Origin of the sequence: Rhodococcus tukisamuensis NBRC 100609, assembly GCF_001894985.1 — a bacterium.
Taxonomy (GTDB): domain Bacteria; phylum Actinomycetota; class Actinomycetes; order Mycobacteriales; family Mycobacteriaceae; genus Rhodococcus_G; species Rhodococcus_G tukisamuensis.
The window spans coordinates 17,282-41,297 of the sequence record NZ_BCXG01000023.1; the positions used below are offsets into that span (position 1 = coordinate 17,282).

The window sequence follows — 24,016 nt, forward strand, 5'->3', positions numbered from 1 at the left end:
GGCCCCCGCCCGCGGTCACCCACGTACCATGGGGCCGTGCTGATCCTTGCAACCGTGCTGTTCGTAGTCGCCGTCGTCGTCGGCGGAGTGGCGGTCGCCGGACTCGCCGGCAAGCTGCCGCGCAACCGCTGGGCCGGGGTCCGCACCGCGGACACCCTCGCCACCGAGGAGTCCTTCGTCCTCGCCAACCGGATCGCCGGGCCCACGCTGCTCGCCGCGGCGTTGCTGCTGGTCATGGGCGGTGTCGGCGCCCTCGTCCTCGGCGGGGTCACCGGGACCGCGGTGGCCGTCGTCGCCATGGTCGCGGCCCTGGTCACCGCCGGCTTCGGCGGATCGCTCGGCTCCCGCGCCGCCGCCGCCATGCCCGCCGCGGCGTCCGGCTGCGGCAACGACTGCAACTGCGGCAGCGCCCCCGAGCCGGCCGCGGAGACGCCCGCCGACGTCGCGGCCGCGGCCGACTGCGGGATGGACTCCTGCGGGTCCTGCGCCCTCAAGGGCGCCTGCCTGCCGTCTTGACACCCGCCCCGGCGCACCGCCGGGGTGAGCTCCCTCACGCGGCTGGTTGAATCGCCGCCATGAGCAAATCCGCGGCCGCCCGGCCCGTGCCGCCCGCCCCGGCGCAGCCCCGCACGGTGGACCCGGCCGGCGCCCTGTTCGGGATCGCGCTCCCAGTCCTCGCCGCCGCCGCTGGCCTGCTGCTGACCTGGCTCTGGTCGTCGCGGCTGCCCGCGCCGATCGCCACCCACTGGTCCGGTCAGACGCCCGACGGCTTCGGCTCCGCCTGGTCCACGGCCGCCACGATGGCGATCGTGCTGATGCTGGTCGGCGGCGGCTGCAGCGCGTTCGCGGCGCTCGCCGGCGCCCAGCTGATGATGCGGCGCACCATGCTGCTGATCGGACTCGGCGTGGTCGGCCTGCTGACCGCCGCCTGGGTCGCGCTGCTGTGGGCGCAACTGGACATCGCGGACGCGGCGGACGCACGGATGCCGATGTCCGCACTCGCGGTGGGCCTGGTCATCGGCCTCGCCGTCGGGGTCCTGGGCGCCGCCCTGCTGCGCGAGCACCGCGAGCGCGCCGCGGCAGACGCGCCGCCCGACCCGGGCCTGCCCCGCGGACCGGTGGAGCTGCCGATCGTCGACCAGCTGGGCCTGAGCACCGTCGCCGCCGCCTGCTGGGTGCTCGGCGGCGGCGCGATCACCGTCGGGCTGTGCCTGCTGGCCGGCTCCTGGTGGCTGTTCCCGGTGTTCGGCGCGGTGGGACTGCTGACCCTCTCGCTGCTGCGGTATCGGGTCACCGTCGACGAGACCGGCCTGCGCGTGCGCAACATGGGGATGGACACCGTGCACTACGGCGTCGAGGAGCTGATCGGCGCCAAGGTGGACGAGGTCCAGCCGTTCCGCGACTTCGGCGGGTGGGGCCTGCGGGTGAAGGGCCGCGGCAACTACGCGGTGGCCACCCGGTCCGGCCCGGCGGTGGTGTTCACCGCGGCGAACGGCCAGCGGCTGACCGTCACCACGGCGCGCGCGGAGGAGATGGCGGGCGCGCTGAACACTTTGGCGGACAGAAGATTTCACAACCAGCACAGCACCTGATCCCGGTCACCGGGATTCGGACATCGGGCGGTCTGGGCCAGTCCTAGCGTTCGCCTCGTGGACCCGAACAGCAGCGCGGCGACGCGCCTCACCGACCTTCTCGACCTCCAACGCCGCGCCCACCTGGCCGAAGGCCAGAGCAACGCCGAGCAACGGCGCCACCGCATCCAGCGGGTCATCGATCTGCTCGTGGCCCGCGCCGACGACATCGCCAAGGCCCTGGACGCCGACTTCGGCGGACGCCCCGAGGGTTACTCGCTGATGAACGACGTGGTCGGCTCCATCACCGCCCTCAAGCACGCGCGCGACAACCTCGACACCTGGATGGCCCCGGACGAGCGGCCCGTCTTCGCGCCCTACGACCAGCTCGGCGCCCGCGCGCGGGTGCTGCACCAGCCGAAGGGCACGGTCGGGATCATCGGCACCTGGAACGCCCCGGTGTACACCCTGATGAGCCCGCTCGCCGGGGTGCTCGCCGCCGGCAACCGGGCCGTCCTCAAGCCGTCGGAGGTGGTGCCGCGCACCGCGGAGGTGCTGGCCGACGCGGTGGCCACCCTGCTCGACCCCGCCGAGGTCGCCATCGTCACCGGTGGCCCCGACGTCGCCGACGCGCTCACGTCGCTGCCGCTCGACCACCTCGTCTTCACCGGCAGCAGCGCGGTCGGCAAGCTCGTGATGGCCAACGCGGCGCAGAACCTGGTGCCGGTGACCCTCGAACTCGGCGGCAAGTCCCCGACCGTGATCGGACGCGGCGCCGACCTCGCCGACGCCGCCCACCGCATCGCCGTCGGCAAGGCCACCAACGGCGGCCAGATCTGCGTCAGCCCCGACACCGTGCACGTGCCCCGCGAACGCATCGACGAGTTCGTCACCGCGCTGCGCGAGGCATACACCGCGCTGCTGCCGACGATCGACGGCAACGCAGACGCTGTCGCGATCGTCAGTGACCGGCACGCCGCCCGGATCGACGGCTACGTCGCCGACGCCGCCGACCGCGGGGCCCGCGTCGAGTCCGCGCCGGACGTCCCGCTGCCCGCCACCGGCCGCCGCCGGCCGCTGCGGATGGTGATCGAGCCGCCCGCCGATGCCGTCATCCGGCAGGAGGAGATCTTCGGCCCCGCCGTCGTGCTGCTCGGATACGACGCGATCGACGAGGTGGTCGACGCAATCAACGCGGGACCGAAGCCGTTGGCACTGTACTACTTCGGCACCGACACCGCGGAGCAGGAGGCCGTCGTCGGCCGTACCTCCTCCGGCGGCGTGACGATCAACGAGGTGATGATGCACCCCGGCCTGCAGGACGCCCCGTTCGGCGGCGTCGGCGCGTCCGGCATGGGCCACTACAACGGCCGCGAGGGCTTCCTCGAGTTCAGCCACGCCCGCGCCGTCTACGAGTCCGCGGGACCGGACCTGCGCGGCGAGTGGGGCATGCTGCCGCCGTACACCGACCAGTTCCGCGCCATGATGGCCGCCCAGGTCACCCCGTAACACCCTGTTCCGCATCATCTTTCAACGAGGAGACATTCAGTGAAGACCCGCGGCGCGATCATCCGCAGCACCCCCGGCACCTACGAGGTGGTCGAGATGGACCTCGACGCGCCCCGGCGGGGCGAGATCACCGTCAAGATGGTGGCGTCGGGCCTGTGCCACTCCGACGACCACGTGGCCCTCGGCGACCACGCCGTGGGCGTCTACCCGATCTGCGGTGGGCACGAGGGCGCCGGCGTCGTCGTCGAGGTGGGACCGGAGACAACGGGTTTCGCCGAGGGCGACCATGTGCTGTTCTCCTTCGTCGCGGGCTGCGGACGCTGCCGCTGGTGCGCGAAGGGGCTGCAGAACCTGTGCGACCGCGGCGCCGCGATCATGACCGGCAGCCGCCCGGACGACCCGACCAGCTTCCGGCTGAGCCTGGACGGGCAGCCGGTGGCCCAGACCTGCGGGCTGTCCACGTTCAGCGAGTACACCACCGTCAGCACCGACTCCGCGGTCAGGGTCCAGGACAAGAGCCTGCCGCTCGAGGTGCTGTGCCTGCTGGGCTGCGGTGTCGGCACCGGCTGGGGTGCGGCGGTGAACTCCGCGCAGGTGTACCCGGGTCAGACGGTGATCGTGATGGGCGTCGGGGGCATCGGCATCAACGCGGTGCAGGGCGCCGCTCACGCCGGCGCCGCGCACATCCTGGCCGTGGACCCGGTGGCGTTCAAGCGCGAGAGTGCACTGAAGTTCGGTGCCACCCAAGCCTTCTCGAACATGGAGGAGGCCACCGAGGTGGCCCGTTCGCTGACCAACGGGCAGGGCGCCGACGCGGCCATCGTCACCGTCGGGGTGACCACGGGCGAACACATCGCGCAGGCCTTCTCGGCGATCCGCAAGGCCGGGGTGTGCGTGGTGACCGGCCTCGGCATGATGACCGACGTCGGCATCCCGATCAGCCCGATGGAGCTGACGCTCTACCAGAAGCGGCTGCAGGGCTCGCTCTTCGGTGCGTCGGCGCCCAGCGCGGACATCCCGTGGCTCATCGACCTCTACACCGCCGGCAAGCTCGAGCTCGACGGCCTGGTCACTCGCACCTACACCCTCGACGAGGTGGCCCGCGGGTTCGAGGACATGCACGCCGGGCAGAACCTGCGCGGCGTGATCGTCTTCTGATCCCGCTCGTGCGGACGCTCCGCCACCGTCGGGCCGAACAGGGCCCTACGGTGCGCGGGCGTCGACCCGGGGCGTGTCTCCCAATCCCGCAACGGGGATCGGGAGACATGCCCTAACTGGAAATGCCGGGAAGGGTCTTCAGCCAGACGCGCACTACCACCCCCAGTTCGTCGGGGAGGACGCGGAAAGGACCAACACAGCCGGGGGCCTCTCCTGCCGAGAACCCCGGGCAGGGATCGCTGCTGCCCACAGCAGCGCTGCCCGCCTCAAGGCTGCCCGCAGCGCTGCCCGCCTCCTGGGCCGGTGGGGCAAAAATGGCTCCGGCGAGATCGGAGAGCGAACCGCCAGAGGCGGGGCCAGGCTCCTCGGCTGACGCGGTGCCCCCACCGAGGGCCAGGCCACCGCCGAGCAGTGCCGCCGCGACCAGGACGGACGCGCCACGGCGCGCCAGATTTCGAGACATGCAACTTCCTTCGTTCGAATTTGTAGAACCGGGGCGACCACCCCCGACGCGGCGCCCCCCGACCGAGCCAGAATAGGGCGAATCGGCCAGCCCGGCAGCCGAATAGGATTCGAGTTTCCGCAGGCCACAGCGTTAAACACGACCGGCGGCAGGATCCCCCACCGCGCGGTGGTCCTGCCGCCGTGGATCCCGCTCACTTGGGTGATTCGGACCTAGCTGCGCCGCAGACGCCGCTCGTTGGCGAGGATGGCCGCGGTCAGCGCCGCCTCGGGTCCGGTGGCGGGCCGGGGCCGGCGCATCAGCACGAAGTCGGCGTCGCCCGGGTCCGGGAGCACGTGCCCGGGCAGCGGCGCCAGGCCGCCGGGCAGCAGCGACTCCGCGTGCACGACGTACCCGAGCCCGGCGAGCACCGCCGCCCGCAACCCCAGCAGGCTGTCGGTGACGCAGGTGGTCCGCCAGACCAGGCCGGCCCGCTCCATCGCCTCCATCGCGGCCCGCCGGGTGATGCTGGGCGGGGGATAGGTGACCAGCGGGACGGGTCCCTGCGACAGGTCGGGCGCGTCCGCGCCGCGCGGTCCCGCCCACACCAGGGCGTCGCGCCAGACCAGTTCACCGTGCCGTTCGCCGGGCCGGCGCATGCCGAACGCGAGGTCCAGCTCGCCGGCCGACACCTTGGCACCGAGCGTCTCGCTGAGCCCGACGGTGAGCTCCAGGTCGATCCGGGGGTGGCTGCGGCGGAAGTCGAGCAGCACCTCCGGCAGTTCCGCGGCGACGAGGTCGTCCGACGCCCCGAACCGCAGCCGCCCGGACAGCTCGGCCTCGGCGAAGTACGCCTGCGCCTGCTGCGAGACGTCGAGCACGGTGCGGGCGAAGCCGAGCATGGCGGCGCCGTCCGCGGTGAGTTCGAGGTTGCGGGTGTCTCGGCGGAACAGTTCCCGGCCGACGGACTTCTCGAGCCGCGCGACGTGCCCGCTCACCGTCGACTGGCGCAGGCCGAGCTGCCTGCCCGCGGCCGTGAACCCGCCGGCGCGCTCGACGGCGACGAAGCTGCGCAGCAGCACCGGATCCAGCATTCGCCATATTTATCATGTTCCGCGATGGAACTAAACGATCTGATCGACTTCTCCGATACGCCGCCGCCGAACTACCGTGGTCGTCGTGAAGTTTCTCTCCAGGTTCTACATCGACGGGTTCATCCTGTCGATCATCGCCGTCGCGGTACTGGCCAGCATCTTCCCGGCCCAGGGGACCGCGGCGGAGGTACTCGGGTGGGCCACCAAGGTCGCCATCTTCCTGCTGTTCCTGCTCTACGGCGCCCGGCTGCACCCCCGCGAGGCGCTCGCCGGCCTGACCCACTGGCGGCTGCACTCGGTGGTGTTCGCGGCGACGTTCGTGCTGTTCCCACTGCTGGGGCTGGCATTGAAGGTGCTCGAGCCGACCCTGCTGAGCGGCGGGCTGTACACCGGCGTGCTGTACCTGTGCCTGGTGCCCTCGACGGTGCAGTCGTCGATCGCCTTCACCTCCATCGCCCGCGGCAACGTGCCGGGGGCCATGGTCAGCGCCACCCTGTCCAACATGGCCGGGGTGTTCCTGACCCCGGCGCTGGTGATCCTCCTGATGAACACCACCGGCGAGGCGCACGTGGACGCCTCCTCGGTGCTCGACATCGTCGTGCAGCTGCTGCTGCCGTTCGTGCTGGGCCAGCTGTTGCGGCCGCTGATCGCGGACTGGCTGCAGCGCAACGCCGCCCCCACCAAGCTCGTCGACCGCGGCTCGATCCTGCTGGTGGTCTACGCGGCCTTCAGCGCAGGCATGGTCGAAAACGCGTGGGCCGGGCTCTCCCCGTGGCAGGTCGTCGGGCTGGTCGCGGTGATGTGCGGGCTGCTGGCCGTGGTGCTGGCCGTCACCTGGTTCGCGGGCCGGCGGCTGGGCTTCCCGGTGGCGGACCAGATCGTCATCGTCTTCTGCGGTTCCAAGAAGTCCCTCGCCACCGGCCTGCCGATGGCGACGGTGCTGTTCGCCGGGCAGCCGATCGGCCTGATCGTGCTGCCGCTGATGATCTTCCACCAGATCCAGCTGATCGTGTGCGCGGCCTTGGCCCAGCGGTACGCGCGGCGGGCGGACCCGCAGCCGGAGCAGGCGGTCGCCGGCCACTGAGGTCCTCGTCGCGACTGAGGTCCTCGTCGCGACTGAGGTCCTCGTCGCGACTGAGGTCCATGTCACGACTGAGGTCCATGTCACGGAAATCGGATCGGGCACCAGGGGATTCGTCCCCCTGGTGCCCGGATGACCATAATCGGGTGGTCCGATCCGTGAAAAGGAGTACTCCTGTTGAGTTTTCGTACCGTCAGCGGCCGCCGTAGCACCCTCGTCGCCCTGTGTGCGGCCGCCCTGGTGGCGACCGGTTGCAGCACCCTCCCGGCCGACGCCGCACCGACCGAGGGCGGTTCCTTCCCCGGCGCCAGCGCCGTGCGCTCGACGCTCGACACCCTGCCGGTCAAGGGCCGCGCCCCCAAGACCGGCTACAGCCGTGACGAGTTCGGGCCGTCGTGGACGGACGACGTCCGCGTGGACGGCGGGCACAACGGCTGCGACACCCGCAACGACATCCTCGAACGGGACCTGACCAACGAGACCTACAAGCCGGGGACGCGGGACTGCGTCGTGGCCACCGGCACCCTGGCCGACCCCTACACCGGCAAGACCATCGACTTCGTCCGCGGCCAGGACACCTCGAGCGCCGTGCAGATCGACCACGTCGTGGCGCTGTCCGACTCCTGGCAGAAGGGCGCGCAGCAGCTCGATCCGCAGACCCGCAAGGACTTCGCCAACGACCCCCGCAACCTGCTCGCCTCCGACGGGCCGGCGAACCAGCAGAAGTCCGACAGCGACGCCGCGTCCTGGCTGCCGCCCAACAAGGCCTACCGCTGCACCTACGTGGCCAAGCAGGTGGAGGTGAAGGCGGCCTACCGGCTCTGGGTCACCCAGGCCGAGAAGGACGCCATCTCCCGCGTGCTGGACACCTGCGCGGACGCGCCGTCCGGCGCCGGGTCCGGTTCCGCCAACTAGCCCTCGTCCCGGCAACCCTCCTCAGCCGTCCGACGGGGCGCGGCCGTCCGGTGCCGCGCCCCACCGGACGGCCGCCGACCCGGCGAAGTCGCCGGCGTGCGCGAACGCGGACATCAGCACCAGCGAGCCGTTGGGGATGCGGCCGGCCCGGTTCTCGGTGTCCAGGGTGACCGGGATGCCGGCCCCGAACAGGTTGCCGCACTCGTCGAAGGTGTCGGGATGACGGTCAGACGAAAGTTCCAGTGCCTCACGCCAATTGCGCAGGAACAGGCGATTCGGCTGGTTGGTGACGAAGGTGTCGACGGTCCGCGGGTCGATGCCGAGGCGGTCGCACAGGGCGCGCGAGACCTCGGGGACCAGCCGGTTGCCGCGGGCGAACACCTTCGCGATCTTGCTGTCGCTGAAGGCGATCCGGAACTGCCCCGGGCCCGGCTCCCAGTACTTGCGCGGCGGGTCCACCTCGCCGGTCATGTCGCCGTGGAACTCTCCGTAGGACCGGCATTCGACCCCGAGTACCGGCGCCTCGTCCGCCACCGCCAGCAGCCCCACACCGCAGCCGTCCCCGGGTACCGGCGCCTGCGCCAGCCCGCGCACCTCGGTCTGGGTGAACACCTGCCCGGCGCTGTTCTGGGTGGCGGCGATCAGCGCGGTCCGGCCGCCGCCGGACTGCAGGATCTGGCGGGCGATCTTCATCATGTAGACGAACGACGCGCAGCCGCTGTTGTGCAGGTCGATCACCCATTCCGGGTGCGCGCCGAGGCGATGTGCCACCTCGCCCGCGCAGCCGAGCACCGGCAGGTCGGGGAGTTGGGTGTGCGTGATCAGCACGTCGACGTCGGCGATCGCGGCGGCCCCGTGCCGGTCGATCAGCGGCTCGGCGGCCCGCAGCACCATGTCCGCCGCGCGCTCGCCGTCGGCGACGTGGTGCCGGTACCGCGGCGCCCGGAACATCGGCCCCTTCGGCGCCCGCCGGTTCTTGGCGAACTCCAGGAAGTACTCGGCGGGGACGCGCGTGACGGGCAGGTAGCTGGCGACGTCGACGAGGCTCACCGGGGGAGGCGGGGTGGCGGTCACGGCGGTCACGCTCCCCGCACCCATTCCGGCGTCACCGGGAGCCCGTGGGAGTGCCGGTACTCGGCAATGGCCTTGAGGTTGTGCATCTCGAGCAGGTGCCCCGGGTAGAAGATGTCCCAGTAGTCACCCACCCATCCGTCGCGGGCCGCCGGGGCGGCGGCGGGAAACGGGTTGCGGTCGTAGAACGGGTGGCGGCAATTGGTCCACAGCACAACCGATCCCGGCCTGTCGAGCACCGCCTGCGCGTCGACCACCCGCATCAGGTAGATCATCCACAGGTGCGCGCCCTGGTCCCATGCGCAGTGGTAGTCCACGGTCATCGCGTCGGGGTTCGCCTCGACCCTGGCGTATACCTCGGTGTCCGCGCCGAGCCGGTCGTACCCCTGCCACAGTCCGGGTGTGTCGGTCACGGTGAGGCCGCGCAGGCTGTAGGTCCACTCCTCCAGGGAACGGATGTGCGCGAGGTAGTCGTACAGCTGCCGCGGCGGACAGTCCACGTAGCCGTGGAGCGTGCAGTACTCGCCGTAGACCTGCTCGTGCGGGTACACCGAGTGCAGCATCTCCGCGACCATCGGCTCGGCCGTCTCGATGTCGGTGGACTCGATGCGATGGACCTGCGGGATCGCCTCCGGGGCAATGTCGTCGAGCGCTGCGGTCACGAGCGTTCTCCCCTGCTGGCGGTGGCGGCGGACAGGAAGGGCAGGAACGGGGGCACCTCGTCGGGGTCACAGGTGACGGAGACGAACGCCGGACCCGGGACGTGCGCGGCGTCGGCGAGGGCGCGACCGAGTTCCGGCGCGGTGGCGGCCTCGCGGGCGAACAGCGTCGGGAACATCGCGGCCAGGCCCGCACCGGGGAACGCGGGCTGAAACCTGTTGAAGCTGTAGTCGCCCCGGTAGAGCAACTGTTCCCGGGTGACGCACATGGCGTGCGCGTTGTTGTTGAACACCACGAAGGTGACGGGCAACTGGTGCTCGACCGCCGTGTGCACCTCCATGCCGTGCATGTAGAACGCGCCGTCCCCGGCGATGACGAAGGTGCGCCTGCGGCGCGCGAAAGCGGACCCGATCCCGGCGCCGAAGGCGTACCCCATCCCCCCCATGCCGAGCGCGACCACGAACCGGCCGCCCACGGTCGCCGGGAGGTGGTGCACCACGGCCGCCCCGGTATTCCCGGCGTCGGCGACCACGTCCGCCCCCGCCGGCAGGTGCCGGGCGACGATCGCGACCGCGTCGCGGTACCGCAACCCGGGGCCGGTCGCCGGCGGAACCGCGAGGCTGGAGAGCGCGGGCGGTTGGGTGTCGGCCCCGCCGCGCCCCGGGCCGAGCGCGTCGACCAGGTGCCGGAGGGAGTGACGCAGGTCCAGGCTGATCGTGTGCGACGACGCCAGGAAGGGCGGCGCGTGGCCGAGCGAGGCCACCCGCGCGGCGTGCAACCCGTCCTCGAGCCCGGTCCGGGCGAACACCGGCATCCGGGTCCCGACCAGCAGGCACAGGTCCGCGTACCGCAGCGCGTCCACCAGCTCCGGGTGGCCCATGCTGCCCGCCACGCCGCAGTAGCCGTGGCTGCGTGCGTCCACCACGTCCTTGGCGTCGGGGGTCACCCCCACCGAGGCGTCCAGGGCGCTCACCAGTTCGGCGAGTTCGCCGCGGGCGTCGGCCCGGGCCACCTCGTCGCCGGCGATCACCAGGATCTTGCCGCGGTCCCGGGCAAGGGAGAGCAGCCTGACCAGCCGGCCCATCCCGAGCTTGTCCTGCGCCACCGCGGGCCGCGGGTGGATCGGGGCGCAGGCACCGGGGGCGATGTGCGCCTGCTGCACGTCCTTCGGGATCAGCAGCACCGCCGGGCCGCCGCGCAGTGCGGCGGAGACCGCCCGCGTCAGGTGCAGGCCCACGCCCTCGGACCGCTCGACGCGGGCGCAGTACCGGGAGACCTCCGCGAACAACCGGGCGGCGTCGATCGAGCCCGCCCGGCCGCTCGAGTCCTGGAAGCCGCCGTGCCCCTCCAGCGCGGTCGGCGGCTGACCGACGAGGGCCAGCACCGGGACCCGGGACGCGAAGGCCTCACCGAGGCCCGGCACCAGGTTCAGCGCACCGCCGCCGGAGGTGGCGACCACCACGCCGAGACCGCCGCCGCCGCGCGCGTAGCCGTCGGCCATCGTCGCCGCCGAGAACTCGTGCTTGGCGACGATGCCGACGACGTGACGCCGCGTGCGGCCCAGCGCGTCGTAGACGTCCTCGATGTTCGCGCCGTCCACCCCGAAGACGTGCCGGACCCCGAGGTCCGCGACCGCGTCGACCAGGTAGTCGGCGACGCGTCCCTGCGGGCGCACGTCGCGAGGGTCGGTCTGTCTCATCGGTACACCTCCGTCTCCTCGGTACAACTCCGGGCCGCGGCGTCAGAAGGTACTCGAGAGGAGCACCTGATCCGTTGCGACGGAACGGATGTCGATGCTGGCGATCCACGGCATCGGGACGCTGGTGGTGGCCGACGGTGTCACCGTCTGACCGGCCCCGGCGGTCCAGGTGGCGAGCTGGGTGACGGCACCGGTCTTGTCGGTGACCACCAGCGCGTACTCCCGGCTGCCGTAGCCGTAGCCGCCGTCGGGGGCGGCCGGGTACCGGCACGTCACGTCGACGCGGGTGCCCCACTCCTGGGCCACGAGCGAGACCTCCGCGGTCAACGGGCTCGGCGTCACCGCGTCCATCGGGCGCGCCGTGACCGGGGCGGACGGGCCGGGCGGGACATCCGGGGCAGGCCCCTCCGAGGCGGCGGGCAGCACCACCGCGACACCGACTGCGGCGGCCGCCGCGGCCGTTGCGACCCCGCCGACCAGGACCAGCCTGCGGCGACGACGGTGCGGGCGGGCGCGGGTCATCAGCCTCGGCAGCAGGTCGGCGGGCGGCTCGGCGGGTTCGACGGCGCCGCCGCCGACCGGGTCGTCACCGAACTCGAGGGCGGTCGACGCCGGCACCTTGCCGAGCAGGCCCGGCATGCCGGCGACCTCCGCGACCGCCACGGCGCAGGTGTCGCAGGCGGTCAGGTGCCGCTCGAACTCGAGGCGCTCGTCGGATGTGAGCGCACCGAGCACGTAGGCGGCGTCCCAGCGGGCGTACGGGTCCAGTTCGATGCTCATTGCGTCACCCCCATTTCCTGAAGAATCAGTCGTAATGCCCTCAGCGCGTAGTGCATCCGCGACTTCACCGTCCCGTCGGGGATCTCCAGCTCCTCGGCGATCTGGTGGGTGGACATCCCGCGGTAGTAGGCCCGGACCAGCACCCCGCGGTGCTCGGGGGTCAGCCCGGCGAGGGCGTCCGCGACCAGCCAGGCGTCCAGCGCGGCGTCGGTGCCGTCCGGGCTCGCCTGCTCCGGCGGCGAGTCGGTGCCGAACTCGCGTTTCGAGCGGGCGCTGCGGTACTGGTCGAACACGAGGTTCCGGGCCACGGTGAACAGCCACGCCCGCGCCGAGTTCTCGCTCTGGTCCAGCACCCGTGGGTGCTGCCAGGCGCGCAGCAACGTCTCCTGCACCACGTCCTCGGCCCGGGCCCGGTCGCCGGTCAGCCGCATCGCGTACCGCCACAACGCGGCCGCGTGCTCGCCGTACAGAACGCGCATGAGTTCGGCCTGGTCCTGCGGCATCGGGCACCTCCAGTGGTACACACGCCGCCGGCGCTCGGGTGGTTCACGCCGACCGGACGGTTCCGCCCTTCACGAGGTCGGTCGAGCGGGGGCGGCTCAGTTCCGCTCGACGTCTATCGGGTGGGTGGCGCGCAGCGCCAGCGGCAGCGGCTGACGCCGGAGCACCTGCGCCCACAGGTCCGTGCGCGGCGGCCCGATCACGTCGGACGGCAGCGCCGACAGGACGGTCCAGTCGGCGCGCTCGAGCTCGCCGTCCAGCTGGCCCATCGTCCAGCCCGAGTAGCCGGCGAACACCCGCGCGCCCTCGACCAACGGACCGACCTGGTCCGGGTCGCAGTCGAGGTCCACCATCACCACCCGGCCGTGCACCCGCCGCAGCCCCTCCACACCTTCGATGACGGCCCCGGTGCGCAGGGTGGCCAGGCACAGGGCGGCGTCACGTTTGACGGGTCCGCCGACGAACAGCGCCCGCGGGCGGGCGCACAGGTCGGCCCACTGCGGCAGCACGGTGTGCACCGCGGTGGCGCTGGCACGGTTGAGGACCACGCCGAGACTGCCCGCGTCGTTGTGCTCGATGACGTAGACCACGGTGCGCCGGAACGCCGGTTCGGTGAGGTCGGTGGCGGAGACCAGCAGGCTGCCGGGACGCACGACCGGTTCAGTCGAGGCCATTCGGTCGTCGGGCTCGTCTGCGTACTCCACCGGACAATCATCGCACCGCGGACCGGCCGGACACAGCCCGGCGCGGCGCGACGGTCACCCAAGCAGGCCGACCGTCTCGGCGAGCACCGACAGGTGGTGATCGAAGAGCGACCGCGGGTCGGTGAAGGTGTCGGGGCCGTACTGCCCGAAGACCTCGAAGTTGACGGCACCGAAGAGCGACGACCACACCAGCACCCCGCGCAGGAGCACCTCGTCGGGCAGGTCGAGGCCCAGCTCGGCGCGGATCGCGACGAGGTTCTCGCGCAGCGGCGGCGCCGCGGCGGGGGCGGACACCGGCCGCAGCAGGCCGGCGCGGTGCGCGTCGTCGATGAGGCTCACCAGGGCGTTGACCACCCGGGTGCCCGGCCCCGTGGTGCGCTCGGCGGGCGCCCGGTAGCCGGGCACCGGGCTGCCGAAAAGCAGTCCGTAGCAAGCCTTCTCCCGCAACGCCCAGTCCCGGACGGCATGACCCAGGGCATGGAAGCGGGCACGCGGACTGTCGGCGGGTGCGGCGCCGAGCGCTGCCGCCGCGGCGTCGCCGAGCTCGGTGTAGCCCTCGACCACCAGCAGGGTGAGCAGCTCGTCGCGACTCTTGACGTACCGGTACACGGCGGACGAGACGACGCCGAGGTCGCGGGCCACGGCGCGCAGCGACAGCGCCGCCGCCCCGTCGCGGGCCAGGTGCTCGCGGCCGATCCGGGTGATGTCGGCCAGGGTCTGTTCGCGGGCACGGGCGCGGGGGGTACCGGTCACGCCGTCCAGGGTGAACCCCGTTCGTGAGCACTGTCAACTTTAGAGAGCACTGCTCTTGACAAGGGGGCGTCCGTGGCGCACTGTTGATTCGAGAGCAGTGCTCTCAATGAACCCAGACGGACAGGATGTGATCACGATGTCGGCAGTACAGGTGGTGACCGGGGCAGGCCCGGTCGGGTGGACGGTCGCGCAGCAACTCGCCGACCGGGGCCACACCGTGCGGGTGCTCACCCGCTCCGGGTCCGGGCCGGAGCACCCCGGCGTGCGGCGGATGCGGGTGGACGTCTCCCGACCCGGGGCACTCGACGACGCGCTCGACGGCGCCGCGGCTGTGTTCCACTGCACCCACGGCTCCGCATACTCGGCGGCTGCCTGGCGGCGCGAGTTGCCGAGCACCGAACGCGAGGTACTGGCGGCCGCCGGCCGGGCCGGAGCGGTGGCGGTGTTCCCCGAGAGCCTCTACTCCTACGGCCGGGTCGACGGGCCGATCACCGAGGACACCCCCCGCGACGCCGCCACCGGCAAGCTCGGGGTCCGCACCGAGCTGCTGCGCCAGCGCGCGGACTCCGCAACCCCGACGGTGAGCGTCGCCGCCTCGGACTTCTTCGGGCCACGCGCACTGATGGCGCACGCGGGGGAGCGAATGGTCCCGAAGATCTTGGCGGGCAAGACGGTTCGAGTACTGGCCGCGCTGGACGTCCCGCACTCCTTCACCTACGTGCCGGACCTCGCGGCCGCGATGATCGCCGCCGCCGCGGATCCGGCGCGGTGGAACACCGTGCTGCACGCGCCGACCGGGCCTGCGCTCACCCAGCGGGAGATGGTGCATGCCTTCGCCGCCGCGGCCGGTGTCGACGACCCCCGCGTGGGGGTGCTGCCGGCCTGGTTGATCCGCGCCGCCGGCCGGGTGCACGGCGAGACCCGCGAGCTCGCCGAGACGCTGTACCAGTTCGAGCGGCCGTTCGTCCTGGACTCCGCGCGCAGCGAACGCCTGCTCGGCCTGGCGCCGACGCCGCTGCCCGAGGCGGCCGCCGCCACCGTCGCCTGGTGGCGGGCGCGGGACCGGGTGACCGCCGCGCGATAAGGTCGCGCGGTGGTGGACTCGACGGCCGGACTCCTGCGCGCGGCACTGCGCGGCTCGCCCGGCCTCGGCCGCCTCGCCACCGTCCGGTTCGCCGGACAGTTCGGCGACGGACTGTTCCAGGCCGCGCTCGGCGGCGCGATCCTGTTCAACCCGGAACGCGAGACCGAACCCCTCGCCATCGCCGCCGGGTTCGCGGTGCTGCTACTGCCCTACTCCCTGCTCGGCCCCTTCGCCGGCGCCCTGCTGGACCGCTGGGACCGCCGCGCCGTGCTGATGTGGGCGAACGTGCTGCGCGGCGTGCTGATCCTGTGCACCGCCGGCCTGCTGCTCACCGGGGCACCCGAGACCCCGCTGCTGCTGTTCGCCCTCGCCGCGGTCGGCGTCAGCCGGTTCGTCGGCGCCGGGGTGTCCGCAGCGCTGCCCCACGTGGTGCGCCAGTCATGGCTGGTACCAACAAATTCCGTGCTCGCCACCGCGGGGTCCGGCGTCGCCGCAGCCGGCGCGGCGGCGGCTGTCGCGGTGATCGGCCTGGTGGGGGCGGGCGACCGCGGCTCCGGGGTCGCCGTCGCGGTGGCAGCCGTCGGCTCCGCGGTGGGCGCCGTCGCCGCGGCCCGGTTCGCCCCGCGCGGTCTCGGCCCCGGCGATGCCGACCGACCCACGGCCGCACCCACCCGGAGGGCCGCCGTGCGCGCCGTCGCGGCCGGCCTGCGCACCGGCGCGACGGCGGTGTGGCTGGCGCCCGGGGTCACCACCGCGATGTGCGGCATCGGGGCGCACCGGATCGTGTTCGGCATCGACACCCTGGTGATGGTGCTGGTGTTGCGGGACCCCGCCGCCCAGGGCTCGCTGCCGGGTGGCCTGGCCGGCTTTGGCGTCGCGGTCGGCGCCACCGCGACCGGGATGCTGCTGGCCGCGGCCCTCGCCCCGTTCCTGATACCCCGGCTCGGCCGGCCCCGCACGGTCGCGCTGGCGCTGGTGGCCGCCATCGTCGTGCAGCTGACCCTCATCTCCGCGCTCACCCAGCCGATGCTGTTGGCGGGCGCATTCCTGCTCGGCCTGGCCGGCCAGACCATCAAGCTCACCGGCGACGCCGCCATGCAGATCGACATCGACGACGCCCGCCGGGGACAGGTGTTCGCGTTGCAGGACACCGTGTTCAACGTCGCGTTCATCGCCGCGATCGCCGCGGCGGCGACGGTGATCGCGCCCGACGGCCGGTCGCCGGGGCTGGTGCTCGCCGGTGCCGGGGTGTACGCGCTGGGACTGGTCGCCGTCGCCGCGAACTCCCTGCGGCGTTAACGCCTCGGCTGGTCAGTCGCCGGGCCGCGACGGATGTCGCCGGACGGCGTCGAGGCGGCCGTCGCCGTCGGTGTCCGACACGGCCACCTCCGGTGTCCCGTCGCCGTCCTCGTCCACCAGCACCGAGTGCGGGTCCGGGCCCCAGGACCACCCCGCCGGTTCCGTTTCCTGCTCGTGTGCCGGTCCGGGCACCTCGTGGTCCCAGGTCCCCAGGCCGCTCGGATCGGTGAAGTATCGAGTGCCGGGGCCGTCCACGTCGAGCACCGACCGGTCGGCGCGGCCGTCCCCGTCGCTGTCCCACATGGCGTCGTCGAGCAGGCCGTCGCCGTCGAAGTCCAGGCGGACCGCGTCGGTCGCGTCGTCGGCACCGATGCCCAAGTCCGCCACCGACTCCCAGACGGACTGGTCGCCGTCGCCGGTCCCGAACGCGTACTCCACCACGAAGCCCATACGTGTTGGACGCGGGAGGGTGCCCTGCGGTTCCGCTACCGCGCACGCCAGGGCGGGATCGCGGCGAGGGTGGCGGCGCGCAGCACCCACTCCGCGGGGCCGTAACGGTGCCGGCGCAGCCACCGTCGACTCATCTCCGCCTGGCACAGGAAGACCGCCGGCACGACGGCCAGGACCACCGGTGGCGACAGCCGGTCCACCAGCCCGAGGCCGTAGCCGGTGAACAGCACGCCAAGCACCACCGACTGGAGCAGGTAGTTGGTCAGCGCGATCCGGCCCATCGGGGCCAGCGCCCGCTCGATCCGTCCGCCCCGGACGGTCTGGAACAGCATGAGGGCGGCCACGACGTACGACGCGGTGAGCCCCGGGGCCGTCAGCTGGCCGAGGCCGAACGCGAACGTCTCGAGGCCTCCACCCGGCGCGTAGGCCGCGGCCAGCGCGTACGCGACCGCTCCCGTCAACCCGACCGGCAACCCCAGCAACAGGATTCGGCGCATCAGCGGCCGGTACCCGTCCGGGTCCGCGAACACCCGCAGCCGCCCCGCGGCGAACCCGAACAGGAACATCGCCATCGCACTCGGCGCCTGCAGTGCCGCTACCGCCGCGAGCGTCGAGGGAAGGTGCCCGGAGTGGAACCCGAGCGTCGCTGCCGCATCGCCACCGAATCCGACCAGCTTGGCCGTCACGTCCGACGAGGGGGTGCCGCCGGCGTCACCCTCGGCGAGTTGCGCCAGCCCCAGCAGCATCCAGACGACGCCGACCGCAAGCACCAGACCGATGCCGACCTTGATCGCCCGGGCGGGGGGCATCCCCCGGCAGGCGAGCAGGGCCAGCCCCAGAACCGCGTAGGTGGAGAGGATCTCCCCGTAGTAGAGCACCGCGCCGTGCACCAGTCCGATGACGAGCAGCGCGCCCTGGCGACGCAGCATCCGGGGTACGAAGGCGGTCCCGGCGCGCTCCGCGGCCGCCATCTGCAGGGTGAAGCTGTACCCGAACAGGAACGAGAACAGCAGGTAGAACTTCGTCTCGAACAGCAGCGCAACCACGAAGCGCAGCGCGTGGTCCAACCCGGAGTCGAATGTCGGGTTCGACGACGGCGATGCGTAGTAGGGGTCCGCGAACGCCCAGATGTTGACCGCGAGGATGCCGAACAGGGCGAACCCACGAAGCGCATCCACGTTGAGGAGCCGAGGCGGCGGTGCGGACTCACCCGACACTGCAACGTTTTCGGTGCGGTCGCTCACGCGACGACGCCTCCGAGGAGCTGCGCGACGACGCGCCGGAGCACGGCGGCCTGTGCGGGTGCGTCGAACTCGGGATCGGCCGCGACCCGCGCGAACATGCCGTCGACGAGTGCGGCCAGCCAGGTGGCGGCGTGCTCCGCCGACAACGTGGTGCTCAGCTGACCTGCGGCATCCGCTCTGCGCACCAGCGCAGCGAGGCCACCCCGGAACGCGATGTCATTGGCCTTGAAACGCGCCGCGACCTCCTCGTCGCGATGCGCCACCGCCGAGATCTCCAACGCCAGACCGGAATACAACGGATCCCCGGCGAGTCGGCAGATCTCGTCGAGCAGGACGAGCAGGGCCCCGAAGGGGTCGTCCGCCTGGGCCAGCTCCGCCATCGACGCGTTCGTCTCGGCACCGTCACGCTCGACGAGAGCCAACAGCACAGCATGCTTGGTGGGGAAGTAGTGGAACAGGTTGCCCGAACTCATTCCCGCGAGCGCACAGATGTCCGCCGTCCGGGTGGCGGCAAACCCACGTTCCGCGAAGCACCGTGCCGCGGCGTCGAGGATCGCCGTTGCCTTCGCCGCTCGGGCGTCAACGTCAACCGTGCGCATTTCGGCACTCCTCTCGCCTCCGGGAGGAATAATACATTGAGCAGTCACTTAATCAATAGCGCCGTGCCGTCCGTCCAGGTGGAGCGCCGCCCGGCCGGCGGCCGTCCCGTCGCGCTGCCACACGGCGTCGTCAAGCAGGCCGCGCACGGGGTGTCATGCGTTCATTCAAATCCTGGACGATCGTCCAGGATGCGTCATCTGACGGCAGTCTTACGTTTAACTCTTCCCCCTACCGTTCTCCCTGTCGTGGTCACGCGAATTCGACACCCTCAGCACCGCACCGGATACTCCGCACGAACAAGGACAGGCGCAATGAGCATCACCAAGAACGGCGGACCCACGGCAACACAATCGCCCGAGATCCCCGCCACCTGGCGAGCGTTCGCACGATGCATCGACAACCCGGACCGGATGTTCGTGCGGGGGGCCGCCCAGCACGACGCGGTCACGATCTGTCGCCACTGCCCCGTGGTCGCGCCGTGCGGCGCGGACGCCCTCGACAGTCGCACCGAGTTCGGGGTCTGGGGCGGAATGACCGAACGCCGGCGCAGGGCACTGCTGAAGGACCATCCCGACATCGAATCGTGGGCCAACTTCTTTGCCTCGCACCGACCGGAGTCGACGACGACACGACTTGCGTCGACGCCATGCCAGAACACGAGAGATCATCCGCACCACTAGAAGAGATCTGCCCCCCGGCGGTCCGGTTCCGATCCGGACGCCACCGTGCCGCAGTTGGACATTCGGAATTTCGCTTTGCAATTGCACGGGTTCGTCAGATCCCGGCGTGCTTGCCGGAAGATTCCGCCGAACTCACCGCGGCCGGAACGGACGGCACTGCCACTCACCACTCAGTACGAAGGAGGAGTACATGTCATCGTCAGACCTCTCTGATCTGCTCGGAGCGTTCAAGACCATCCTCGACGTGGTCGACAAGTTGTCGACAGGACTTGGCAGCTGAGCCCGACGCTGCCCGTCGGCACGGAGATCGCCGCCCGACTGGTTTGTCCTTCGACCGGCTCGCGACATAGCTCCACCTGGGTGATCGCCGGGATTCGGTGACGAATCTGCCGATCGGCAAGCCCGCTCCCGGCTTCGTGGGCGCGACCTCCGCCCTGATGGAACGGGCATGCCACCAACTCTCCCTCACGTTGGGACTCAGACGGGTCCGTCCGCCACCGCCACGCGGTGGCGGACGGATTTCGCACGACGGGAAACACGCTCGGCTTCCGTACGTCGGAACCCGTACTCACCTGGCACGACAACGGTTTCGGTGTAATCGGCCGCGCGGCGATGCCGCCCGCCGACGAGCCCATGACCCCGCTCCATGCCGCGAACCTCTGCTACTTTCTCCACACACCTCGGGGTCGGCGTACCGCAGCGCCGAGTGATCGTGGAATGGACAGGGGGCGTTGTGATTCGTCGTATCGGGGCACCGCTGTGCGCGCTGACACTTGCGGTCACGGGATCACTGCTGACCGGCTCACCGGCCACGGCCGCGCCGACCGCGGCGCCGACGAACGCCTGCGGCGAGACCGGCTTCGACCCGTCGGCCGCGGACAGCGGGCAGACCACGGGGCCGCCGAGCCTGGACCTCAAGTACCCGTGGCCGGAGATCGTCCCGGTGCCCGTCCCCGATCCGCCCCAGGACCTCACCCGGGTGCCGCAGGCACCGCTGCCCGTCGACCCGTGCGCGGACCCGTGTCCGGACCTCACCGACCCAGCACCGGAGCAGCCGGACGCCGGCTCGTCCGAGTCGTCCGAGTCGTCCGGGTCGGGCTCCGCGAGTTCGTCGGGGTCGAGTTCCTCGGGCTCGTCCGGGTCCTCGGCGGGCTCGTCCGGGTCGGGTTCCGGCTCGTTGGGCCTGCAGGTGCCGCGGATCTCCATCGGCCCCGACCCCGAGCCGATCCCCATCCCGATCCCCGGCCCCGCCCAGCCCCTGCCGCCGGCACCGACGCCGCAGTCGCCGCCCACCGAACCCGGCCCGGCCGCTCCGGTCGCGCCCGCGGCCGAGGTCGGCGAGGTCTCCCTGGTCGCCCAGCTCACCGGGCAGGGGTCGATCAACCGCACCGACAAGCGCTGGCAGGTCAACAGCACCGACCTCGGCATCACCTGGGAGTCCGGCCCCGGCGAGGTGTCCGTGGTGTTCGGCGACACCTTCGGCAAGGGCTGGACTCCGCCCGGCGCCAACGGCTCCGACTGGCGGTCGAATGTGTTGGGCCACAGCACTGATCGCGACCTGTCCGACGGCATGACGATCGACTCGATGGTGCAGGACAGCCGCTGCCACGCCGTGGAGGTGCTCGGCAGCCGCAAGGTCAAGAACTGGGAGACCACCACCATCCCCACGTCCGGGTTCGCGATCGGCGACCGGCAGTACATGAGCTACATGTCGGTGCGACGCTGGAGCATGGTCCCCGGCATGTGGTACACCAACCGCGGCGGCATCGCCTACTCCGACGACCGGGGCCAGACCTGGACGAAGGACCCGTACGCCAACTGGGAGAACCTGTTCGGGCGCAACCACTTCCAGGTGGCCAGCATGGTTCCGGCCGGCGACCACGTGTACATGTTCGGCACCCCGAACGGTCGGCTCGGCACCGTCGCGCTGGCCCGGGCGCCCAAGGACCAGGTGCTGAACAAGTCCGCGTACCAGTACTGGGTGGACGGCACCTGGAGCCCCGTCGGGGAGGCGTCACCCACCCCGGTGATGTCCGGTACCGCGGCCGAACTGTCGGTGCGCTACGACGCCGAACGCGACCTCTGGCAGATGAGCTACCTGGACACCGTGGCCGGCGCAATCGTGTTGCGGCAGGCCGACAGTCCGCAGGGCGAATGGACCGCCGGGGTGCCGATGGTGCGCGCCGCGGACTACCCCAAGATGTACGGCGGCTTCATCCACCCGTGGTCCACCGAGGACGACCTGTACTTCACGATGTCGGAGTGGGACAGCTACAACGTCTACCTGATGCACGCGAAGCTGAACTGACGCAGCAGCTTTCGGCTCAACCGAGCAGCTGCTCGACGAGTTCCGCGAGGCGCTCGGGGACCTCCAGCGAGGGCCAGTGCCCGACGTCGGGGAGCATCGTCACCCGCGTCTGCGGGCGCAGGTCGAGCAGGTGCGCCGGCATGTCCTTCGTCGCGATGGGGTCCAGCGCGCCCCAGACCAGGCCCAGCGGGCCGGCGTACTCCACCAGCGCCGCGGTCCACCGCGGTTGGTGCTGACGCCGCTCGAGGAGGTAGCGGTTCTGGCGCGGCAGCAGTCGGCCGCCGGAGTTGCGCTCGATCGCCTGCACCAGCGCGTCGATCGCGCCCGGCGGCGCCGGCGCAGCGGGGGAGAAGCTGCGCTCGAGGGAACGCGCGAGCAGGCGTCGCGGGGGCGAGATGGGCAGCGCCCGCCCCGGCAACCGGAGCATCCCCCGCTGGGCGGGCGTCAGCTGCGCGAGGTCGATGAAGATCGAGCCGTTGGTCAACACCACCTGCTCCACCACGAACCCGAGTCCGCCGTGGTTGTGGCGGTGCATCAGCTCCGCGACGACGGTGTCGCCCATGTCGTGGCCGAGGAGGATGCACCGACCGATGTCCAACCGCGCCAACACCGTCTCGACCAGGTCCGCCTGCTCGAAGAGCGAGTAGCGCGCGACCGCAGGCTTGTCGGAGAGCCCGAAGCCCAGCAGGTCCAGCAGGACCACCCGGCGACCGGCGCCGAGCAGTTCCGCGACCCGCGCGAAGTCGTGCGACGAACCGGGGAACCCGTGCACGATCACCACCGGCGAGCCGGCCCCCCCGCCCACCTCGACGACGAAAATGCGGTCCGCGCCGACGGTGAGGTACCGCCCGCGCGCCTGCCAGGCCTGCAGATCCGTCGTCATGAGCGGACTCCTCCGGTGGGCGAACCGGGCGCCCGGGAACCAGCCTACGTCTGCTGCTGCCACCACTTCAGCAGCTCGGCCTCGGCCTCGTCGCGGCTGAGCGGGCCGCGGTCCAGGCGCAGCTCCTTGAGGAAGTTCCAGGCCTTCCCGACCTCCGGGCCGGCGGGGATGCCGAGCAGCTCCATGATCGCGTTGCCGTCGAGGTCCGGGCGCACCCGCGCCAGGTCCTCCTGCTCGGCGAGCCGGGCGATCCGCTGCTCGAGGTCGTCGTAGGTGGCCTGCAGCTTGGCGGCGCGCCGCTTGTTGCGGGTGGTGCAGTCGGCCCGGACCAGCTTGTGCAGCCGCGGCAGCAGGTCGCCGGCATCGTTGACGTACCGGCGCACCGCCGAGTCGGTCCACTGGCCCTCGCCGTAGCCGTGGAACCTCAGGTGCAGGAACACCAGCTGGCCGACGTCGTCGATCATCTGCTTGGAGTACTTCAGCGCCCGCATCCGGCGACGGACCATCTTGGCGCCGACCACCTCGTGGTGGTGGAAGCTGACGCCGCCGCCGGGCTCGTTGCGCTTGGTGTCGGGCTTGCCGATGTCGTGCAGGATCGCCGCCCAGCGCAGCACCAGGTCCGGGTCACCGTCCTCCAGGTCGATCGCCTGCTGCAGCACGGTGAGGGAGTGCTGGTAGACGTCCTTGTGCTGGTGGTGCTCGTCGATCTCGAGTTCCATCTCCGGGATCTCGGGGAGCACGCGGGCCGCCAGGCCGGTCTCGCACATGACGTTGATGCCGTCGACCGGGTACTCGCCGAGGATCAGCTTGTCGAGCTCGGCGTGCACGCGTTCGGCGGTGATCCGGTCGATCTGGTCGGCCATCGCGACGATCGCCTCGCGGACCCGCGGGGCCAGCGCGAAACCGAGCTGCGAGACGAACCGTGCCGCGCGCAGCATCCGGAGCGGGTCGTCGTTGAACGAGATCTCCGGGGCGGCGGGGGTGTCGAGCACGCCGGCGAGCAGGGCGTCCATCCCGCCGAGCGGGTCGACGAACTCCTGGGTGCCGTCCGCGCCGAGCCGCACGGCCATCGCGTTGACGGTGAAGTCGCGGCGCACCAGGTCCTCCTCGAGGCTGGTGCCGTAGCGGACCTCGGGGTTCCGGGTGACGCCGTCGTACGCGTCGGTGCGGAAGGTGGTGATCTCGATCTGCTGGTCGGCCTTCGCGGCGCTGATCGTGCCGAAGGCGATGCCGGTGTCCCACTGGTTGTCGGCCCAGCCCTTGAGCAGGGCCTGCACCTGCTCCGGTCGCGCGTCGGTGGTGAAGTCCAGGTCGGTGCCGAGCCGGCCGAGAACCGCGTCCCGGACGCTGCCACCGACCAGGTACAGCTCGTGGCCCGCGGCGGCGAACCTCGCACCGAGGGGCGTCAGCACCTCGGAGAGGTCGCGCAGGGTCGCGGTGGCGGCCGAGAGCAGTCGGGCGCGTCGGTCGGCGTCTGGAGTTGGGGAAACCACGACTGTGCAGCTTACCGGCGCGAGCGGAGCCTGCGGA

23 protein-coding genes are annotated in these 24,016 nt (G+C 71.8%); 10 read left to right on the forward strand and 13 right to left on the reverse strand.

What is annotated here, in order from left to right; all coding sequences use genetic code 11:
• Positions 1 to 36: 36 nt before the first annotated feature.
• Genes RT2_RS19645 through RT2_RS19660 form a run of 4 tightly spaced genes read left to right on the forward strand, consistent with a single transcriptional unit; the run spans position 37 to position 4,238 of the window.
• Positions 37 to 516 (forward strand): SdpI family protein, encoded by a 480-nt coding sequence (locus tag RT2_RS19645; protein WP_072846495.1) that lies wholly within the window; start codon positions 37 to 39, stop codon positions 514 to 516.
• Between the two features lie 59 nt (positions 517 to 575).
• Complete coding sequence (locus tag RT2_RS19650) at positions 576 to 1,592, forward strand: DUF1648 domain-containing protein (RefSeq protein WP_072846496.1); 1,017 nt, start codon at positions 576 to 578, stop codon at positions 1,590 to 1,592.
• 57 nt (positions 1,593 to 1,649) lie between these two features.
• Positions 1,650 to 3,080 (forward strand): aldehyde dehydrogenase family protein, encoded by a 1,431-nt coding sequence (locus tag RT2_RS19655; RefSeq protein ID WP_072846497.1) that lies wholly within the window; start codon positions 1,650 to 1,652, stop codon positions 3,078 to 3,080.
• A gap of 39 nt (positions 3,081 to 3,119) precedes the next feature.
• Entirely contained in the window at positions 3,120 to 4,238 is a 1,119-nt protein-coding gene (locus tag RT2_RS19660; protein WP_072846498.1) for an NDMA-dependent alcohol dehydrogenase, read from the forward strand.
• A 675-nt stretch (positions 4,239 to 4,913) separates the two neighbouring features.
• Here the strand turns inward: RT2_RS19660 and RT2_RS19665 are convergent.
• The gene (locus tag RT2_RS19665) at positions 4,914 to 5,774 is read right to left on the reverse strand and encodes a LysR family transcriptional regulator (RefSeq protein WP_072846499.1); all 861 of its coding nucleotides are present in this window, start codon (positions 5,772 to 5,774) and stop codon (positions 4,914 to 4,916) included.
• Positions 5,775 to 5,859: 85 nt separating this feature from the next.
• Here RT2_RS19665 and RT2_RS19670 point away from each other — a divergent pair, with 85 nt between their 5' ends.
• Positions 5,860 to 6,858, forward strand: coding sequence for a bile acid:sodium symporter family protein (locus tag RT2_RS19670; protein WP_072846538.1), 999 nt, complete (start codon positions 5,860 to 5,862; stop codon positions 6,856 to 6,858).
• Between the two features lie 174 nt (positions 6,859 to 7,032).
• Complete coding sequence (locus RT2_RS19675) at positions 7,033 to 7,770, forward strand: HNH endonuclease family protein (RefSeq protein WP_072846500.1); 738 nt, start codon at positions 7,033 to 7,035, stop codon at positions 7,768 to 7,770.
• A 21-nt stretch (positions 7,771 to 7,791) separates the two neighbouring features.
• Here the strand turns inward: RT2_RS19675 and RT2_RS19680 are convergent, their stop codons facing one another.
• The 7 genes from RT2_RS19680 to RT2_RS19710 all read right to left on the reverse strand — a co-directional run bounded on the left by RT2_RS19680 (position 7,792) and on the right by RT2_RS19710 (position 13,938).
• Complete coding sequence (locus RT2_RS19680; protein WP_245709548.1) at positions 7,792 to 8,853, reverse strand: 3-oxoacyl-ACP synthase III family protein; 1,062 nt, start codon at positions 8,851 to 8,853, stop codon at positions 7,792 to 7,794.
• On the reverse strand, positions 8,850 to 9,503 hold the full coding sequence (locus RT2_RS25555) for an SRPBCC family protein (protein WP_072846502.1): 654 nt from the start codon (positions 9,501 to 9,503) through the stop codon (positions 8,850 to 8,852). The genes RT2_RS19680 and RT2_RS25555 overlap by 4 nt, the downstream gene beginning before the upstream one ends.
• Positions 9,500 to 11,200, reverse strand: a complete 1,701-nt coding sequence (locus RT2_RS19690) for a thiamine pyrophosphate-binding protein (protein ID WP_072846503.1) — start codon at positions 11,198 to 11,200, stop codon at positions 9,500 to 9,502. Before RT2_RS19690 ends, RT2_RS25555 begins: the two co-directional genes overlap by 4 nt.
• A 42-nt stretch (positions 11,201 to 11,242) precedes the next feature.
• Positions 11,243 to 11,980 carry an anti-sigma factor family protein gene (locus tag RT2_RS19695; protein ID WP_072846504.1) on the reverse strand — a complete coding sequence of 246 codons (738 nt, stop codon included), beginning with the start codon at positions 11,978 to 11,980 and terminating at the stop codon, positions 11,243 to 11,245.
• Positions 11,977 to 12,483, reverse strand: a complete 507-nt coding sequence (locus RT2_RS19700) for a sigma-70 family RNA polymerase sigma factor (protein WP_072846505.1) — start codon at positions 12,481 to 12,483, stop codon at positions 11,977 to 11,979. The genes RT2_RS19695 and RT2_RS19700 overlap by 4 nt, the downstream gene beginning before the upstream one ends.
• A 96-nt stretch (positions 12,484 to 12,579) precedes the next feature.
• Complete coding sequence (locus RT2_RS19705) at positions 12,580 to 13,185, reverse strand: YqgE/AlgH family protein (protein ID WP_072846506.1); 606 nt, start codon at positions 13,183 to 13,185, stop codon at positions 12,580 to 12,582.
• 54 nt (positions 13,186 to 13,239) lie between these two features.
• A complete protein-coding gene (locus RT2_RS19710) occupies positions 13,240 to 13,938 on the reverse strand; it encodes a TetR/AcrR family transcriptional regulator (protein WP_072846507.1) in 699 nt (232 codons plus the stop codon).
• 136 nt (positions 13,939 to 14,074) lie between these two features.
• On the opposite strand from RT2_RS19710, the gene RT2_RS19715 reads away from it, so the two are divergent.
• Both RT2_RS19715 and RT2_RS19720 read left to right on the forward strand, forming a co-directional pair.
• Positions 14,075 to 15,022: an NAD-dependent epimerase/dehydratase family protein gene (locus tag RT2_RS19715; protein WP_072846539.1), complete on the forward strand. Its 948-nt coding sequence runs from the start codon at positions 14,075 to 14,077 to the stop codon at positions 15,020 to 15,022.
• 9 nt (positions 15,023 to 15,031) lie between these two features.
• Positions 15,032 to 16,321 (forward strand): MFS transporter, encoded by a 1,290-nt coding sequence (locus RT2_RS19720; RefSeq protein ID WP_072846508.1) that lies wholly within the window; start codon positions 15,032 to 15,034, stop codon positions 16,319 to 16,321.
• 12 nt (positions 16,322 to 16,333) lie between these two features.
• Here RT2_RS19720 and RT2_RS19725 read toward each other — a convergent pair whose 3' ends face one another.
• The 3 genes from RT2_RS19725 to RT2_RS19735 form a co-directional block, all read right to left on the reverse strand.
• Positions 16,334 to 16,771 (reverse strand): hypothetical protein, encoded by a 438-nt coding sequence (locus tag RT2_RS19725; RefSeq protein ID WP_072846509.1) that lies wholly within the window; start codon positions 16,769 to 16,771, stop codon positions 16,334 to 16,336.
• A 35-nt stretch (positions 16,772 to 16,806) separates the two neighbouring features.
• Complete coding sequence (locus RT2_RS19730; RefSeq protein WP_245709547.1) at positions 16,807 to 17,949, reverse strand: DUF418 domain-containing protein; 1,143 nt, start codon at positions 17,947 to 17,949, stop codon at positions 16,807 to 16,809.
• A gap of 62 nt (positions 17,950 to 18,011) precedes the next feature.
• Positions 18,012 to 18,614 (reverse strand): TetR/AcrR family transcriptional regulator, encoded by a 603-nt coding sequence (locus tag RT2_RS19735; RefSeq protein WP_072846510.1) that lies wholly within the window; start codon positions 18,612 to 18,614, stop codon positions 18,012 to 18,014.
• A 312-nt stretch (positions 18,615 to 18,926) separates the two neighbouring features.
• Here RT2_RS19735 and RT2_RS19740 point away from each other — a divergent pair, with 312 nt between their 5' ends.
• Entirely contained in the window at positions 18,927 to 19,295 is a 369-nt protein-coding gene (locus RT2_RS19740) for a WhiB family transcriptional regulator (protein WP_072846511.1), read from the forward strand.
• A gap of 733 nt (positions 19,296 to 20,028) precedes the next feature.
• On the forward strand, positions 20,029 to 21,603 hold the full coding sequence (locus tag RT2_RS19745) for a glycoside hydrolase family 183 protein (protein WP_371851188.1): 1,575 nt from the start codon (positions 20,029 to 20,031) through the stop codon (positions 21,601 to 21,603).
• 16 nt (positions 21,604 to 21,619) lie between these two features.
• Here RT2_RS19745 and RT2_RS19750 read toward each other — a convergent pair whose 3' ends face one another.
• Together RT2_RS19750 and RT2_RS19755 are read right to left on the reverse strand one after the other, a co-directional pair.
• A complete protein-coding gene (locus tag RT2_RS19750) occupies positions 21,620 to 22,486 on the reverse strand; it encodes an alpha/beta fold hydrolase (RefSeq protein ID WP_072846512.1) in 867 nt (288 codons plus the stop codon).
• A 44-nt stretch (positions 22,487 to 22,530) separates the two neighbouring features.
• Positions 22,531 to 23,979, reverse strand: coding sequence for a CCA tRNA nucleotidyltransferase (locus RT2_RS19755; protein WP_072846513.1), 1,449 nt, complete (start codon positions 23,977 to 23,979; stop codon positions 22,531 to 22,533).
• Positions 23,980 to 24,016 lie beyond the last annotated feature (37 nt).

Excerpts from the sequence above, each read along its gene's own strand:
- RT2_RS19695 (WP_072846504.1), bottom strand. The coding sequence starts at position 11,980 with ATGAGCATCGAACTGGACCCGTACGCCCGCTGGGACGCCGCCTACGTG.
- RT2_RS19715 (WP_072846539.1), top strand. The coding sequence starts at position 14,075 with ATGTCGGCAGTACAGGTGGTGACCGGGGCAGGCCCGGTCGGGTGGACG.
- RT2_RS19735 (WP_072846510.1), bottom strand. The coding sequence starts at position 18,614 with ATGCGCACGGTTGACGTTGACGCCCGAGCGGCGAAGGCAACGGCGATC.
- RT2_RS19725 (WP_072846509.1), bottom strand. The coding sequence starts at position 16,771 with ATGGGCTTCGTGGTGGAGTACGCGTTCGGGACCGGCGACGGCGACCAG.
- RT2_RS19690 (WP_072846503.1), bottom strand. The coding sequence starts at position 11,200 with ATGAGACAGACCGACCCTCGCGACGTGCGCCCGCAGGGACGCGTCGCC.
- RT2_RS19700 (WP_072846505.1), bottom strand. The coding sequence starts at position 12,483 with ATGCCGCAGGACCAGGCCGAACTCATGCGCGTTCTGTACGGCGAGCAC.
- RT2_RS19750 (WP_072846512.1), bottom strand. The coding sequence starts at position 22,486 with ATGACGACGGATCTGCAGGCCTGGCAGGCGCGCGGGCGGTACCTCACC.
- RT2_RS19665 (WP_072846499.1), bottom strand. The coding sequence starts at position 5,774 with ATGCTGGATCCGGTGCTGCTGCGCAGCTTCGTCGCCGTCGAGCGCGCC.
- RT2_RS19740 (WP_072846511.1), top strand. The coding sequence starts at position 18,927 with ATGAGCATCACCAAGAACGGCGGACCCACGGCAACACAATCGCCCGAG.
- RT2_RS19650 (WP_072846496.1), top strand. The coding sequence starts at position 576 with ATGAGCAAATCCGCGGCCGCCCGGCCCGTGCCGCCCGCCCCGGCGCAG.